Genomic DNA, 14,983 nt, shown 5'->3' on the forward strand with positions numbered 1-14,983 from the left:
TTCAATTGTCATGCTCGTCAAGGAACGCGCCCACGACTTGCATGCATCTTTCTTGTTCTTCCACATGCGGCATGTGGCTTGACTGTTCGAGTATCTCCCAACGCGACCCCTTGATGCCGTCCTTGTAGGGTTGCACGGTGGCGGGTGTCGCCTCGTCATGGCGCCCGGAGATGATCAAGGTCGGCACATTCACCGCCGGCAGCCGGTCGATGATGCTCCAGCTCTTCAACGTGCCGATGACGAAGAATTCGTTCGGGCCGTTCATGACGTTGTAGACGGTGGGGTTGCGCGCCACCTGCTCGAAGCTCGCCGAGACTTCCGGCGGAAACGGCACCACGCGGCAGACGTGGCGCTCATAGAAATCCATGGTCGCCTTCTGGTAGTCGGCATGATCGGTCGTGCCGGCCTGCTCGTGGCGGATAAGCGTTTCCTGCACGTGCCCGGGAAGGTCGGCTCGCAGGCGATTGGCTTCCTCGACCCATAGCCTCATGGAAGCGGGCGAGTTGGCGATGACGAGCGACTGCAGCCCATCGGGCCGCGTCACCGCATATTCGGCACCCAGCATGCCACCCCAGCTCTGGCCGAGCACATGAAAGCCCGACCGCATGCCCAGATGGTCGACAAGGTTGTTCAGCTCATCGATGAAAAGCTGGGGCGTCCAGAAATCGGCCCCTTTGTCGGGCAGCAGGGTGGAGTTGCCGCAACCCAGCTGGTCGTAGTGGATGACGGGCCGGCCCTGAAGCGCCAGAAGCTTGTAGGAGTCGACATAGTTGTGGGCGACGCCGGGGCCGCCATGAAGGATGAAAACCGGCGTCTTGCCGGCCTCCAGGTCACCCGAAATTCGATACCAGGTCTCGTATGCGCCAAAGCTGGCGCGACCTTCCACACTGCTGATCAAGAGATGCCCCTCCCTGGCATTCAAGCAAGCTATACACTGCTGTCCGGGGTCACAACTATTTTGTCCGCGTGACCCACTCTTCCAACAACTGTACGCCATAGCCCGTGGCACCTTGCCGGCAGAACGGCTGGTCGGCCTCGGTGAACTCCTGTCCCGCAATGTCGAGATGCACCCAGGGACGATCTTCGGTGAAATGCCGAAGGAACGCCGCAGCATATGGCGCATCGCCCGCTTCGAGATCCTTGGCGTGGTGCCTCAGGTCGGCGAATGGCGACTGCAATTCTTCGTCATAGGCGCGGTCGAGCGGCATGCGCCAGAAACGTTCGCCAACCGTCTCGCCGGCTGCCATCAGCCCAGCCGCAATGGTGTCGTCATTGCTGAAAAGCCCGGCGAAAATCTTGCCCAGGCCGCGCGTCACCGAATAGGTCAGCGTGGCAAGGTCCACGATCGCAGCGGGCTCAAAGCGGGTAGCAGCGTAGTGGAGGCAATCGGCCAGCAGCAGCCGGCCCTCGCAATCGGTATCGAAGACCTCCACGGTCTGGCCCGACAGCGTGGTGATGATGTCGCCCGATTTGAAGGCCTTGCCCGAGGGGAGATTTTCCGCGATGCCCAGCACGCCGACCGCATGGACGGGGCCGCCCTGCCGGGCCAGCGACAGCATGAGGCCCGCAACCGTGGCCGCCCCGGCCATGTCGCCCTTCATGTCGAACATCTGAGGGCCGTTCTTGGCGCAAAGCCCGCCTGAATCGAAGCAGATGCCCTTGCCGACGAATGCCAGCGGCGTATCGGCCGAGCCCGGACCGCGATACCGCAGCGCGATGACGCGAGGAGGATGGATCGATGACGAGCCGACCGCGAGCAGCGCGTTCATGCCAAGCCGCTTCAGCTCGGCCTCTTCGAGTACCTCGATCTCGACGCCGGCCTCGCGAAGCGGTCCAAGATGCTCTGCAAAGCTGTCCGGATGAAGGTGATTGGCCGGCAGGTTCACCAAAGTGCGGGTAAGCTCGACACCCTCGGCAATGGCATCAATGCGGGTCATGTGCGGCGCGAGGTCCTGCCCCGAAACGCCAACGAAACGTATGCGCCAAGCTGCTTCGGCTTCCGCGCCCTGGCGACGACGGCGAAGGTCGAAGCGATAACGCCGCAGGCGCATGCCGAGCGCAAGACGCGCCAGCAATTCCGCGGGCTGGACAGCGCTGCCCTCGATCGTGTCGAACACGATGACGGCATCAGCTTCCTGTTCCTTTTCAAGAAGGGCCGCTAGTGCTCCACCCGCGCGCATCGCGGACAGGGCGTTCACGGCTGCCGCTTCGCCGAGCCCCAGCACGATCACACGCCGCGCCGATAGAGAAGCCGGCGCCAGGATATCGAGGCATTCCCCGCTCCCGCCGGAAAACCGGGGGCTGGCGCACGCACGGGTCAGCGCGCCATTCGCGGCCGCATCGAGCGCAGCCGCCCTCTGCCCCAATTTCTGTTGCCCCGCCTTGAGGACCACAATCACAGAGGCATCTGCGGGAATTTCACTCGTGGCTTCAAAGACCGGGACCGGCGACAGGGGCATGGAAGAATCTCATTAGCTTTGATGACGCGGCACCTTAATCATCAAGTGAGGGCGACCTGAATGGCGACAGCAGCCTCATTCTGCTGGGCCACGGGTCTTTAAGCACTTAGCGGTCTTCCAGCGCGGGGGTGGGCAATAGAGCCGCTCCAGCGCGCCTACCGGAAATGCGGTCTTTCGCTTGTCGGCGAGAGACATTGGTGATTACCTGCGGTTGGCCCAACGATGCCTGGGATGCCTGTTCCCTGGGATGATGGATCATGCTCAGTGCCGGTGAAGTCGACGCCAATGCGAGGAGACTCCTCACGCCGAAACGAGCCTGGCTTTATTACCTCGTGTTTGGCGGTGCCTATTCGGCACTCTTCGCTCTCGGCGTTTACACCGAAAACAACATCGTTCTATCGCTCGTCTGGCCAGCCAACGCGTTCATGCTGGGCATGCTCGTGCGCTTTCCCTTATTGGCGCGCCCTCCGGGCTGGATTGCTTGTCTCATCGGCTGCGCGATCGCGCTCGCGGTAGTCGGTTATGGGCCCGCCGTAGACGCTGGATTGGCCGCATATGGTTTCGGCGTCGTCGCCATCGGCTATGTTCTCCTCTCCAGCTTCGACCGGGTTGACCAGCGCCTGGAGCGTCCCACCTCAATCTTCTACCTTCTCGCCGCCGTAGTCTCCGCATGTGTCTACGCCGGGATTGCCGGCTCGGCTCTGAGCGGCCCGGTGTTCAGCACGCCACCGACGGTCAGCGCCTTTCGGTTCTGGTTTTCGGTCGAACTTTTGAACCAGCTTGCCTTCCTGCCGATGATCCTGGCTTTTCCCGGCGCGCGACAGTGGTCGGGGCAATTCCCGCTCACCCTTCACGATCAGGCGCCGATCATCGTGCTGGTTCTCTCGGCTATTGCGGGCATATTTTTCGGCGGAATGGCCGCCTTCGCCTTCCCGGTCCCGGCTCTTCTCTGGTGCGCGATTTCCTATCGCGTCTTCCTCACAGCCTTGCTGACATTTTCATTCTGCGCATGGGCGGTCATCGCGGCGACGATGGGCTATATCGACGTATCGAATCTCAGCCAATCGACGGTTCTTTCGATCAGCATGGGCGGCGCGCTCATCACTTTGGGGCCGCTCATCATCTCCACCACCACCGCCACGAGAAACGAGGTCCTTGACCAGCTCAGATATCTCGCCGCCGAGCGCGAGATCGTCTCCAATGAACTCGAGCACCGGATCAAGAACCTGTTTGCATTGGTCAACGGGCTCATCAGCCTGTCCGTGCGGGACAATCCCTCCATGAAGCCGCTGGCGAGCACACTGAGGGATCGGCTCGTCGCCCTGCAGCATGCGCAAGGCCTCATTTGGACCGACAACGCACCTTCCAACGCTGCCGGCAGGCTTACCTCGCTAAGGGAACTGGTCGCGGTGGTGCTCAGCCCCTATCAAGGCGATGCAGGCAGCCGATTTGCCATCTACGGCGACGACGTCTTCGTCGATAGCGGGATTGTCACGCCATTGGCCCTCGTTTTCCACGAACTGGCGACGAATTCGGTCAAGCATGGCGCTTTGGGTGACCCGGAGGGCATGCTGGAAATCCACATCAGGCGCGACATCGATGAGTTGCACATCAAGTGGACGGAGAAGGCCTCCCGGCCGCATGACCCGCCGGGCATCACCGCCGCCGGGTTCGGGTCGAAGCTTCTGGACCTGACGATCAAATCGCAACTGCGGGGAAGCTACAGCCGCACTTGGACCGCCGGGCGCATGGACATCGAGATCACCCTGCCCGGCAAGCTGTTCCACGCCGTCCCGCGTGAGCCGGGCGACATCGCCCAGCAGAGCTGACGGCTTGGCCACTGGCCGGCCGGCAGCAACCCCGTCCGGATCACCTCAAAGCTTCAGGGCAACCTTGCGGGCGAGCAGGCCTTGCGGTGCAAAGAGCAGGACGCCGATGACCAGCAGGATCGTGAAGGCATCGCGGTAACCCAGCAGGTTCTCGGGAAGATAGGCCTGCAGCAGCACCTCAATGAAGCCGAGCAGAAAGCCGCCCGCTACCGCACCCGAAAGGCTGCCAAGGCCGCCGATGATGGCGGCGATGAAGGCCTTGAGCACCGGCAGGAAGCCCATCAGTGGATCGACACTGCCGCGCTGCGCTACCCAAAGCATGCCGGCCACGCCGGCAAGCAGGCCCGAGATGGCGAATGCTGTGGCAACGACCGCATTGGCGCGAATTCCCATCAGTCGGACGATTGCAAAATCCTCCGAGGCGGCGCGCATCGCGCGGCCCAGAACCGTCGTGCGCAGGAAGATGTTGAGCCCGACCAGCATGACTACCGTCATGAGGATCGAAATGGCCTGGATGATGCCGATATGCAGGCCGGCGATCTCAATAGTCCCCGAAAGACTCATCGGCATGGGCACCGGTTTGGGCCGGGCCGAGACGAAATTCTGGAACAGCACGCGCAGGATGGCGCTGACAGCAAAGCTCGTCAGCAGCAGCGTCGTGCCGCTTGCACCGCGGACAGGCCGGAAGGCGATCCGCTCCATCAGAAGGACCAGCACGACCGCAACCGCAATGGCGACGATCACTGCCAGGCCGAAGGGCAAGCCGGCGATCAGTGCAAAGCACATGCCATAGCCCGCCGCCGTCATCAGTTCACCATGGGCGAAGTTGATCAGCCCCATGATGGAAAAAACCACGGCAAGCCCGAGCGCCAGCAGGGCATAGGTGCCGCCAAGGCTGAGCGCATTGACCAGTTGTTGCAGGAAAATATCCATGTTCCGGCTCTTCTTTCCTTGGCCCTGCCGTCACGCGCCGAGATAGGCGCCCTGTATTTCGCTGGAGTCGCGCAGCTCCGCTGCCGTGCCCGAAAGCACGATCTTGCCGTTGGCCATCACATAGCCCGCATCGGCGATCTCGAGCGAAAGCGAGACGTTCTGCTCAACCAGCAAAATGGTGAGGCCCTGCGCGCGCAGCCCCGCGATGAGTTCGAAGATCATGTCGACGACCTGCGGGGCCAGCCCCAGCGAAGGTTCGTCGAGCAGAAGAAGATCGGGCGAGGACATCATGGAGCGCGCAATGGCCAGCATCTGCTGCTCGCCGCCCGAGAGCGAGCCCGCCTTCTGGTGAAGCCGCTCCTTCAGGATCGGAAACCGGGTCAGCATGTCCTCGCGCACATTGGCGATGGCGCCGCGTGCTCTATGCACGGCCCCGCCGAGAAGCAGGTTCTCGTCGACGCTGAGGCTCGGAAAAATCCTTCGCCCCTCGGGCGTCAGCGTCATGCCCATGCGCACGATCTGTTCCGGCGCCAGGCCGGCAATTTCGCGCCCGCCGAAGAGCACGCTGCCTGCCTTCTTCGGCGCGAGGCCCACAAGCGCGTTGAGGGTGGAGCTTTTCCCCGCTCCGTTCGCGCCGAGCAGCGTGACGATCCGGCCCTTCGGGACGACGAGATCGACACCTTTCAAGGCTTCTACCGGGCCGTAGGCGACACGCAGGCCCTTCACTTCCAGCAAGGGAGCCGTCGCGGAATTGTGGTTCGCATTCATCGGGCAAGTCCCTGCCGCGTCAATCACCGGTTTGAGTTCCCCTTCCCGCGACGCAGGAAGGGGAAGAGACGATCAGGGGGCCGGCACGTCGGCCGCTGCGGGCACGCCTTGCCCGACCAGCGAGCGGCTGCCGCCGTCGATGCGAACGAGAGCGACCGAGCGCAGCGGCATGCCCTGCGTGCCGGCATAGCTGATGGAGCCGGTAACGCCCTCGACGCCCTCGAGTGAGGCAATGGCATCGCGGATCGCCGTGGCCTCAGTGCTGTCGGCCTTGGTGACGGCAGCCTCGATCACCTTGCCGAGATCATAGCCGTTGGCGATGTAGACCGTGTCCGGGTCCTGCCCGAACTTTTCCTTGTACTTGGCGTTGAAGGCCGCCAGCGGGCTTCCCTCGGTGGCGAAACCGGCCGTGGTGAAGACCACGCCATCGACCAGCGAGCCGAGGCCGAAGGTGGTCGGCGAGTCGATGCCGTCGCTGCCGAGGATCGGCGTATTGATGCCCGCGCCGCGCAGCTGGCGAATGAAGGCCGGGAAATCGGGTTCATAGGCCGCCGTCATGATGACGTCCGGCGCGGGGTTGAGCGCCTTGATCTTGGTGACCTCAGCGCTGAAATCCTGCTGCCCCATGCTGAAGGTGCCTTCGCCAAGAACTTCGCCGCCCTTGGCCTTGAAGGCCGTAGCGAAATATTCCGGCAGTTTCAGCGTATATGCGGTGTCGGGCGACTTCAGCACATAGGCCTTCTGATAGCCCTGTTCCTTCGCGTACTTGGCAAGCACGGCCGCCTGCACGTTGTCGGCCGGATAGTTGCCAAACATGTAGTCGCCCACCGCAAGCGTCATGGTCGGCGTGGTGGCGCAGAAGGAGAAGGTCGGGACCTGCGCGGCCTGGGTGATCTGGCCAGCGGCGATGGAAGGATCGGCGTCGCAGGGCGTGATGAGGATCTTAATGCCGTCATCGACCAGTTCCTGTGCTACGAGCGCGGTCTGCGCCGCATCCGAACGGGTGTCCTTCGCCACGAGCTTGATCGGATACTTGCCGGAAATGCCGCCCTTGGCGTTGATTTCATCCACCGCCATCTGAAGGCCCTTCAGGGACGGCTGGTCATAGGGCGCAAGTCCGCCCGTCTGTGCCGTCGCCAGTCCCACCAGTAGCTCCTCTGCCATGGCCGGGAGAGCGGTGCCTGCAAGAAGAGCCGCAAGGCTCGCAACTTTCAGAACCATTTTCATCTTAGTCGTTCCCTTTTGGTTATTCATGCAAGCCCGCCAGCCGCATGCGGCTGAAGTGCGGCGGCGGAAGGCTCGCTTTGTGAGGCGGCAGGCGATTTTCCCGAACGCTTGCGCCCGATATAGGCTTCGACAACGGCGGGATTGGCCTGGATTTCGGCGGGCGTGCCCATGGCGATCTGCTGGCCCTTATTGAGCACGACGACCACGTCGCAAAGCCGCATGATCAGCTTCAGATCGTGCTCCACAACCAGCAGGCCGAGCTTGTATTTGTGGCGGATGCTGTCGAGCATCTGCATCAATTCCTGCGTTTCGGCGGGATTCATGCCCGCCGCAGGCTCATCGAGCAGCAAGTAGCGCGGCTTGAGCGCCAGTGCGCGGGCGATTTCCAGCCTGCGCTGGGCGCCGTAGGAAAGCGTCCCGGCGAGGCGGTCTGCGAAGTCGGCGAGGCCCACTTCGGCGAGATAGCAGCGGGCGAGAGCTTCGGCGTCCTCACCCGCGCCGGCGACCGCGCTTGCCGCGACGGTCACGTTTTCCAGCACGGTCAAGTTCCTGAACAGGCGGATATTCTGGAAGGTGCGCCCGAGACCCGCCTTCGGCACGGCATAGGTCGGCAAGGACACCACGTCGCGTCCGTCGATCAGCACCTTGCCCGAAGAGGCCGGCACGACTCCGGAAACGCAATTGATGAGCGTGGACTTGCCCGCGCCGTTGGGGCCGATCAGGCCTGTCACCCGACCAGGGACAATATCGAAGCTGGCGTTTTCGAGCGCAATCAGGCCGGCGAAACGGCGACCTACATTGTCGACCTTGAGCGAGGTGTCCCGATCCGGCGCGGTTGCGGCCGGAACTTCGGCGGCTTTCGCCTGCCCGCCCAGGCGGCGCAGGAAAGGCAGCTTTTCGTCGATCTCGCGCACGCCCATCAGGCCGTCCTGCAGACGGTACATGACGATGAGGATGGCAAGGCCGATACCGATGTCGGTGAGACCGAAGACGGTTGGCAGGCTGAGGAAGCCCAGATCGACGCCGCCTTCGAATTTCCGCAGCACTTCGACGATAAGCATGATGGTTGCCGTGCCGACCACGGCGCCGGAAACGGTCGAGATGCCGCCCAGGATGAGCATGGCGAGCAGCATGAAGGTCAGGTTGAAGTAAAAGTCCTTCGGCGAGAAGGCGCCCAGGAAATGGGCGAAGAGGGCTCCCGCCGCACCCGCCAGCATCGCGCCCAGAACCCAGGCGCAGAAGCGGTGCAGCCGAACATTGACGCCGACCGCCGTGGACGCGATCTCGTCTTCACGCGAGGCGCGAAGTTTCAGCCCCGAGTTGGAATCTCGATAGATACGGGCAACCGCGATCGCCAGCAGCGCGCATGGCAGCGCCACCCAGATATCGACCGCGCGCGGCACGCCGAAAAATGTCTGGCTGCCGCGCGTGATGTCGCCTGAAGCAACCAGCACCACATGCACGATCACCAGGAAACCGAGCGTGCAGATGGAGGCAGAGGAGCCGCCAAGGCGCGCCACGGGCAAGCCGATAACGACAGCCACCACCGCCACCACCACGATGGCGACGAGAAGCGCGAGCGGAAATGACATGCCCCAGCCGGCGAGCCATTCGGGCAGATGCGGCAGCGCCGTCTTCTGCACCACGGGGTTCATCGTCAAAAGGCCGGAGGCATAGGCGCCGAGCGCCATGAAGCCCACATGGCCGAAGGACATGATGCCGGAATTGCCGCTGTAGATGCCGAAGCCGAGAACGGCGATCAGGTTGATGAGAAACAGCGTTACGAGGCGCTGGCCGCTGCCGGGCAAGAAAAGGGCGGCGCAGACCGCGATGAGTACAATGGGAAGCGCGACCGCAACAATGCCGACGACGGTTGAACGCTTGATGCGCACCATCACATTTCTCCCATTCAATGCGGCCATTTCTTATTCGGCCGGTTCCCTGTTTTCGAAACTTAACCGCGCTTTTTGTAATGTCAATCTTGTTTCATTTTTTATTCCCTGATAGCATTTATGTAACAAAATGCATAATCGGCTCCGTGCCGAGGGGAAGAAGCGAGATGGGTATTCGAGACCGCCTGACGGACGGCGCCATTGCGTTTACGCGATCGGAATTGAAGATCGTCCGGCAGCTGCTGTCCAACTACCCGGCGGCGGGGCTGAACACCGTTGCCCATCTGGCGACCACCGCCAGCGTCAGCAATCCCACGGTCGTGCGCTTCGTGAACAAGCTCGGCTATGAAGGCTATCCAGAATTCCAGAGCGCGCTGCTCAACGAAGTTCAGGAGCGGATGAGCTCGCCGCTTTCCATGCTCGACACGCGCAAACCATCGCTCGCGCAGGACAATTTCTACCAGCACTTCCTCAATGCCAGCATCCATGCGCTGGAGACGTCGAAGACCATGCTGCCCGCGCATGATTTCGAGATGGCGGTGGAAGCCGCCGCCGATCTAAACATGCGCCTCCACTGCCTCGGCGGGCGCTTCAGCGGCTTTCTCGCCGGGCTTCTGTGGGCCCACATAAAGCAGCTGCGCGCCGAAGCGCGCTGGATCAACGGCGCGCAGGCCGACCAGGTCGACCAGCTCGTCGATCTCGGCAGGAAGGACGTGCTGTTCGTCTATGACTACCGGCGCTACCAGATTGATACCATCCGCTTTTCCCGGCAGGCAGCCGAACAGGGCGCGCGCATCATCCTGTTCACCGATCGCTGGCGGTCGCCAATTTCCGAATTCGCGTCGGTCACGCTGACCGCACCGGTCGACACCGTATCGCCCTACGACACGATGGTGCCCGCCATCGCCCAGACCGAGGCGCTGATCGCGGCGCTGACCGCCCGTCTGGCGAACCGCTCGCGCGACCGGATCGAACGGCTGGAAGCGGTGCGCCGCGCCTATGCGATCACCGAAGACGCGCTCAACCCTTCCGCCGGCAAGGGCGGTCACACCAGCTAGAGCCCCGCGACGGGCGACATTCCAATTTCAGAGGAGGACACGATGGCAGCCATCGAAGTGCAATACGGTAAGGATCTCTTGCGCCGCGACAGCGCCTATGAAGCGGGCATGACCTCGGTCCTGTTCGTGGACATGCAGCGCATCTGGTGCGAGCCGAATCTCGACCCGACCCACCCGCATGATTCCAACAGCTACTACCACCGCCGCCTGCGCGAGCAGGTCATTCCGAACCAGGTGCGGATCCTGGAAGCGGCGCGCGCCGCCAGATGCGACGTGCTGCACACGATCATCGAAAGCCTGACGCTCGATGGCCGCGACCGTTCGCTCGACCACAAGCTCTCCGACATGCATGTGCCGAAAGGCTGCCCTGAAGGTCGCGTGATCGATGCGCTGGCGCCGGTCGACAACGAGATCATCCTTCCCAAGACCTCCTCGGGCGTCTTCAACTCCACCAATATCGACTACGTGCTGCGCAACCTGAACACGCGCTACCTGATCATCGCCGGCGTGGTGACCGATCAGTGCGTGGACATGGCGGTGCGCGATGCCTCCGATCGCGGCTATCTCGTGACGGTCGTGAACGACGCCTGCGCCACCTATAGCCAGGAACGCCACGACGCGGCCCTGCGCGCCTATTCCGGCTACTGCTGGATCACGGACACGGAAACCGTCGTCGAGCGCCTGCGCGCCCTCAAGTCCTGAGCAATAGCGGCCCGCACATCACAAGAGTGGAAATCATGCACCAGGAACAACGGACCGCAGCGGCGGACGATTTGATGGAACTGGCGACTTTCGTCACCACCGACATTGCCGGCATCACGCGCGGCCGCAGCTTCGCGGCAAGCGAGATCGACGACTATCTCCGCAAGGGCGTCGGCTGGGTGCCGGCCAATCTCGCGCTCACGCCCTTCGACCTGATCGCCGATCCCAATCCATGGGGGTCGGCGGGCGACCAGCGCCTGATGGCGGACCCGGAAAGCAAGGCGCGCGTTACCTGCCTGCCCGGCGAAACGCCGCTCCACTTCTACCACGCCGACATTACCGACCTGAAAGGCGAGCCCTGGGAATGCTGCGTTCGCAGCTTCCTCAAGGCAACGCTGGCCGACTTTGAAAAGGAAGCGGGCCTGCGCGTCATCAGCGCAGTGGAACAGGAGTTCCAGATTATCGGCGCCGACTGGCCGCAGGCCCCATCCTTCGGCCTGCGCGCGCAGCGGCGGACGGGTGCCTTCGGCCCGCTGCTCATGACGGCTCTCAAGCAAGCCGGCGTGGAACCGGAAATGTTCCTGCCCGAATATGGCAAGGACCAGTTCGAAGTGACCTGCCGCCCTGCCCCGGCACTTGCGGCTGCCGACCGCGGGGCGACGATCCGCGCGGTCACCCGCGAAGTCGCGGCGCATTTCGGCTGGCATGCCAGCTTTGCGCCGAAGATCGCGCCCAACGGCGTCGGCAACGGTGTGCATCTGCATGTGAGCTTCACCGATCTCGAAGGCAATCCGGTCACCTTCGACCCGTCACGTCCCGGGCGGCTGTCGAAGATCGCGGGCTCCTTCGCCGCCGGCGTAATCCGACATCTGCCGGCGCTGGTCGCCTTCACTGCACCCTCGGTGCTCTCCTACATGCGTCTCGTGCCGCATCACTGGAGCGCGGCCTACACTTGCCTCGGCGAGAAGAACCGTGAGGCGACCCTGCGCATCTGCCCGACGCTGGACCTGCCGGGAAGCAATCCGGCAAAGCAGTTCAACATGGAGTTTCGCGCTGCCGACGCCTGCGCAAGCCCGCATCTGGCGCTTGCCGTGGTGCTGCGCGCGGGGCTCGAAGGCATCCGCGAGGGGCTGGAGCAGCCGCCGCTCATCAACGCCGACCCGTCGGATTTCAGCGCCGAGGAACAGGCAAAGCTCGGCATTCGCCGCCTGCCGGCAAGCCTTGGCGAGGCGCTGGAGACGCTGAAGGCCGACACGACCGTCACGAGCTGGTTCCCGAAAGACTTCCTCGACTGCTATTTCGCGATGAAGAACAAGGAGATCGAGATCGTCGGCGATCTGCTGCCGGATGAACTCTGCACGCGCTATGCAGCGGTCTATTGAACGAGGCCGTCATGCAGACTTCCATCGCAGCACAGGCTGCACGCGCGCCGCGGCACGACCCGGCAAAACCGCTCCTCGCCATTGACGAGCCGCCGCCCTATGCGGTCGTCAATCCCGATGGTGAATCGCCCTTTCTGCTGCTCTGCGAGCATGCCTCGAACCGCATTCCCCGCGCGCTCGGCGACCTTGGGGTGTCGGAGGCCGAGCGCCAGCGGCACATCGCATGGGACATCGGCGTCAGCGCGCTCTCCCAGCACTTGAGCCGCGCGCTCGACGCGCCGCTGTTCATGGCCAACTATTCGCGGCTGGTCATCGACTGCAACCGCCCGCTCCACGTGCCTTCAGCCATACCGGAGATCAGCGAGAAGACCGAGGTTCCCGGCAATTTCAATCTGTCGCAAGAAGAGCGGCAACAGCGCATCGAGACGCTCTTTACGCCCTTTGCCGATGCGGTGGCGCGGCGGCTCCACCGGCTGCAGGCGGAAGGCAAACGCCCCTTGGTGGTGGGCGTGCACAGCTTTACCCCGGTCTATCTCGGCAAGGCGCGGCCCTGGCACGCCGGCATTCTCTACGGGAAAGCCACCGAGTTCGGGCGGTCGCTCGTCAGCCGCCTGAAGCACGACGGCACTTTGGTGGTGGGCGATAACGAGCCCTACAACATCGATCCGGAAGAGGATTATACGGTGCCCGTGCATGCCGATGCGCGCGGCCTCCCGGGCGCGCTGATCGAAGTCCGCCACGACCTCATCGATACGCTCGAAGGCGTCGAGGCGTGGGGCCACCGGCTCACCCGTTGCCTCAATGAGGCTCTGGAGGCCAGCAAGCCATGACAGACCTCTACACACGCGACGAAAAGGCCATCGGCACGCTGCAGAAGCTGCGCTTCTTCCCGCTTGCCGCAACGGGCGGCCAAGGCTCGCATCTCATCGAGCAGGACGGCCGCCGGCTTATCGATCTTTCCGCCACCTGGGGCGCGGCCAATCTGGGCTACGGGCATCCGGCTGTCGCCAAAGCCGTCGCGGCAGCGGTCGCCGCGCCGGCGGGCGCAAGTGTCCTTTCGGCCAGCAACGAGCCGGCGGTGGCCCTGGCCGAGCGCCTTCTGCAATCCTTCCCATCCGAGGGCGATTACAAGGTCTGGTTCGGCCATTCGGGATCGGATGCCAACGAAACCGTCTTCCGGGCGGTGACGAAAGCCACCGGCCGCAAGGGCATCATCGCCTTTGCAGGCGCCTATCACGGCTGCACCACCGGCTCGATGGCTGTTTCCGGTCACAGCGTCCAGGCAGACGCGCAAAAGGCCGACGGCCTGATCCTGCTGCCTTATCCCGATCCGTATCGCCCCTATCAGGGCGATCCTTCGGGCGACGCTGTGCTGGCGCTCCTCAAGGAGCGGTTGCAGAACGCGTCCGAACCGGTCGCCGCCGCCTTTATCGAGCCGATCCAGTCCGATGGCGGGCTGATCGTGCCGCCCGAAGGTTTCCTGCGCAAATTCGCGGAGATCTGCCGCGAGCATCAGATCCTCATCGTCTGCGACGAGGTGAAGGTCGGCCTCGGGCGCACCGGCAAGCTGCATTGCTTCGAGCACGAAGGTTTCGTGCCGGACATTCTGACGCTAGGCAAAGGCTTGGGCGGCGGGCTTCCGCTGTCGGCCGTCATCGCCCCGGCATCCATTCTCGACTGCGCGAGCGCCTTTGCAATGCAGACCCTGCACGGCAATCCGGTGTGCTGTTCGGCGGGTCTGGCAGTTCTCGACACGATCGAGAGCGAAGACCTTACCGACGCCGCCGAACGCAAGGGCGAGCGGCTGCGCGAAGGCTTCCGGCAATTGGCGGCGCGGCATCCGCTGATCAGCGACGTGCGCGGACGCGGGCTGGCCTGCGGAGTGGAGCTTGTCAGAGATCGTGAAAGCCGCACGCCGGCAAAACGCGAAGCGGCGAAACTCGTCTATCGCGCCTATGAACTCGGCGTGGTGCTCTATTATGTCGGGATGAATTCCAACGTACTGGAACTGACGCCACCGTTTACGATTTCCGAGGCGGAAATCGACGATGCGCTCGCCATTCTCGACCAGGCCTTCGAGGACGTGGAAAAGGGACGCGTGGACGAAGAGGTGCTGAGCCGCTTCGCCGGCTGGTGAAGCCGACATCTCTGATCAGCCACCATGGCGACGTAGGGCAGCTTATCTCTTGGAAAGCGTGCCCCGCGTCACCGCTAGAGTCTTTCAGCTTTCGCGGCTCTGCTTGGCCTTTGCGTGCCAATCGTAGTCGATCGAGCCTTCTTCGGCCTTGTGGAAGAACTGCGAGCACACGAGCCAGCCTTTCAGCGGGCGCAGCAGCGCCATGCAGCTCAGCACCGTCAGCGGCAGCGTCGTGAACAGATGCGCCCACAGCGGAAGGTCGAACGTTACCTGGAACCAGACACCGAAGCCGAGCGCCGGCACGGCGGCGATCGTCATCGCAAAGAAGGCGGGACCGTCGGCGGGATCGGCAAAGGAATAGTCCAGGCCGCAAACATCGCAGCGCGGCGCGAGCTTGAGATATCCCGTAAACAGCCGCCCCATCTGGCAGCGCGGACAAAGCCCCTGGATGCCCGTCTTCATGGGATTGTCGGTGGGAGTGAAGCCTTCGGCCGTATATCTGCTCTGTGTCATGATCGCCTCTGTCGCAGCAGTGCGAAGCCCAATGCATGGTCCGCCCGCCGCTCATGCTCCATACATAAGACTCAATCCGTAGC

Annotated in this window: 13 protein-coding genes; 6 read left to right on the forward strand and 7 right to left on the reverse strand. The window is 63.3% G+C overall.

Going from position 1 to position 14,983, the window contains the following annotated elements; translation table 11 throughout:
• Window position 1: 1 nt before the first annotated feature.
• Window positions 2-895 (reverse strand): proline iminopeptidase-family hydrolase, encoded by an 894-nt coding sequence (locus M2281_RS05520; RefSeq protein ID WP_280821125.1) that lies wholly within the window; start codon window positions 893-895, stop codon window positions 2-4.
• A gap of 58 nt (window positions 896-953) precedes the next feature.
• The gene (locus M2281_RS05525) at window positions 954-2,459 is read right to left on the reverse strand and encodes a leucyl aminopeptidase (RefSeq protein ID WP_280820082.1); all 1,506 of its coding nucleotides are present in this window, start codon (window positions 2,457-2,459) and stop codon (window positions 954-956) included.
• Window positions 2,460-2,716: 257 nt separating this feature from the next.
• On the opposite strand from M2281_RS05525, the gene M2281_RS05530 reads away from it, so the two are divergent.
• Entirely contained in the window at window positions 2,717-4,288 is a 1,572-nt protein-coding gene (locus tag M2281_RS05530; protein WP_280820083.1) for an HWE histidine kinase domain-containing protein, read from the forward strand.
• 45 nt (window positions 4,289-4,333) lie between these two features.
• On the opposite strand, the gene M2281_RS05535 is transcribed toward M2281_RS05530, so the two are convergent.
• The 4 genes from M2281_RS05535 to M2281_RS05550 all read right to left on the reverse strand — a co-directional run bounded on the left by M2281_RS05535 (window position 4,334) and on the right by M2281_RS05550 (window position 9,111).
• On the reverse strand, window positions 4,334-5,221 hold the full coding sequence (locus M2281_RS05535) for a branched-chain amino acid ABC transporter permease (protein WP_280820084.1): 888 nt from the start codon (window positions 5,219-5,221) through the stop codon (window positions 4,334-4,336).
• Between the two features lie 30 nt (window positions 5,222-5,251).
• Window positions 5,252-5,989 (reverse strand): ABC transporter ATP-binding protein, encoded by a 738-nt coding sequence (locus M2281_RS05540; protein ID WP_280820085.1) that lies wholly within the window; start codon window positions 5,987-5,989, stop codon window positions 5,252-5,254.
• Between the two features lie 72 nt (window positions 5,990-6,061).
• Entirely contained in the window at window positions 6,062-7,216 is a 1,155-nt protein-coding gene (locus M2281_RS05545; RefSeq protein ID WP_280820086.1) for an ABC transporter substrate-binding protein, read from the reverse strand.
• 23 nt (window positions 7,217-7,239) lie between these two features.
• On the reverse strand, window positions 7,240-9,111 hold the full coding sequence (locus M2281_RS05550) for a branched-chain amino acid ABC transporter ATP-binding protein/permease (protein ID WP_280820087.1): 1,872 nt from the start codon (window positions 9,109-9,111) through the stop codon (window positions 7,240-7,242).
• 164 nt (window positions 9,112-9,275) lie between these two features.
• Between M2281_RS05550 and M2281_RS05555 the strand changes: the two genes are divergently transcribed.
• From M2281_RS05555 to M2281_RS05575, 5 genes are read left to right on the forward strand one after another with little or no spacing between them, the layout of a single operon-like run.
• A complete protein-coding gene (locus M2281_RS05555; RefSeq protein WP_280820088.1) occupies window positions 9,276-10,166 on the forward strand; it encodes a MurR/RpiR family transcriptional regulator in 891 nt (296 codons plus the stop codon).
• 42 nt (window positions 10,167-10,208) lie between these two features.
• Window positions 10,209-10,868, forward strand: a complete 660-nt coding sequence (locus tag M2281_RS05560) for an isochorismatase family cysteine hydrolase (RefSeq protein ID WP_280820089.1) — start codon at window positions 10,209-10,211, stop codon at window positions 10,866-10,868.
• A gap of 35 nt (window positions 10,869-10,903) precedes the next feature.
• Complete coding sequence (locus M2281_RS05565) at window positions 10,904-12,250, forward strand: glutamine synthetase family protein (protein WP_280820090.1); 1,347 nt, start codon at window positions 10,904-10,906, stop codon at window positions 12,248-12,250.
• A gap of 11 nt (window positions 12,251-12,261) precedes the next feature.
• Window positions 12,262-13,080 carry an N-formylglutamate amidohydrolase gene (locus M2281_RS05570; protein WP_280820091.1) on the forward strand — a complete coding sequence of 273 codons (819 nt, stop codon included), beginning with the start codon at window positions 12,262-12,264 and terminating at the stop codon, window positions 13,078-13,080.
• The gene (locus M2281_RS05575) at window positions 13,077-14,387 is read left to right on the forward strand and encodes an aspartate aminotransferase family protein (protein ID WP_280820092.1); all 1,311 of its coding nucleotides are present in this window, start codon (window positions 13,077-13,079) and stop codon (window positions 14,385-14,387) included. Before M2281_RS05570 ends, M2281_RS05575 begins: the two co-directional genes overlap by 4 nt.
• A gap of 84 nt (window positions 14,388-14,471) precedes the next feature.
• Here the strand turns inward: M2281_RS05575 and M2281_RS05580 are convergent, their stop codons facing one another.
• Window positions 14,472-14,900, reverse strand: a complete 429-nt coding sequence (locus M2281_RS05580; RefSeq protein WP_280820093.1) for a DUF983 domain-containing protein — start codon at window positions 14,898-14,900, stop codon at window positions 14,472-14,474.
• Between the last annotated feature and the right edge of the window lie 83 nt (window positions 14,901-14,983).

The organism is Pseudaminobacter soli (ex Li et al. 2025) (assembly GCF_029892515.1).
Classification (GTDB): Bacteria; Pseudomonadota; Alphaproteobacteria; order Rhizobiales; family Rhizobiaceae; genus Pseudaminobacter; species Pseudaminobacter soli_A.

What these genes read in the sequence shown, in the direction of transcription:
- M2281_RS05525 (WP_280820082.1), bottom strand. Translation starts at nt 2,459, where the DNA reads ATGCCCCTGTCGCCGGTCCCGGTCTTTGAAGCCACGAGTGAAATTCCC.
- M2281_RS05530 (WP_280820083.1), top strand. Translation starts at nt 2,717, where the DNA reads ATGCTCAGTGCCGGTGAAGTCGACGCCAATGCGAGGAGACTCCTCACG.
- M2281_RS05535 (WP_280820084.1), bottom strand. Translation starts at nt 5,221, where the DNA reads ATGGATATTTTCCTGCAACAACTGGTCAATGCGCTCAGCCTTGGCGGC.
- M2281_RS05540 (WP_280820085.1), bottom strand. Translation starts at nt 5,989, where the DNA reads ATGAATGCGAACCACAATTCCGCGACGGCTCCCTTGCTGGAAGTGAAG.
- M2281_RS05545 (WP_280820086.1), bottom strand. Translation starts at nt 7,216, where the DNA reads ATGAAAATGGTTCTGAAAGTTGCGAGCCTTGCGGCTCTTCTTGCAGGC.
- M2281_RS05550 (WP_280820087.1), bottom strand. Translation starts at nt 9,111, where the DNA reads ATGGTGCGCATCAAGCGTTCAACCGTCGTCGGCATTGTTGCGGTCGCG.
- M2281_RS05555 (WP_280820088.1), top strand. Translation starts at nt 9,276, where the DNA reads ATGGGTATTCGAGACCGCCTGACGGACGGCGCCATTGCGTTTACGCGA.
- M2281_RS05560 (WP_280820089.1), top strand. Translation starts at nt 10,209, where the DNA reads ATGGCAGCCATCGAAGTGCAATACGGTAAGGATCTCTTGCGCCGCGAC.
- M2281_RS05565 (WP_280820090.1), top strand. Translation starts at nt 10,904, where the DNA reads ATGCACCAGGAACAACGGACCGCAGCGGCGGACGATTTGATGGAACTG.
- M2281_RS05570 (WP_280820091.1), top strand. Translation starts at nt 12,262, where the DNA reads ATGCAGACTTCCATCGCAGCACAGGCTGCACGCGCGCCGCGGCACGAC.
- M2281_RS05575 (WP_280820092.1), top strand. Translation starts at nt 13,077, where the DNA reads ATGACAGACCTCTACACACGCGACGAAAAGGCCATCGGCACGCTGCAG.
- M2281_RS05580 (WP_280820093.1), bottom strand. Translation starts at nt 14,900, where the DNA reads ATGACACAGAGCAGATATACGGCCGAAGGCTTCACTCCCACCGACAAT.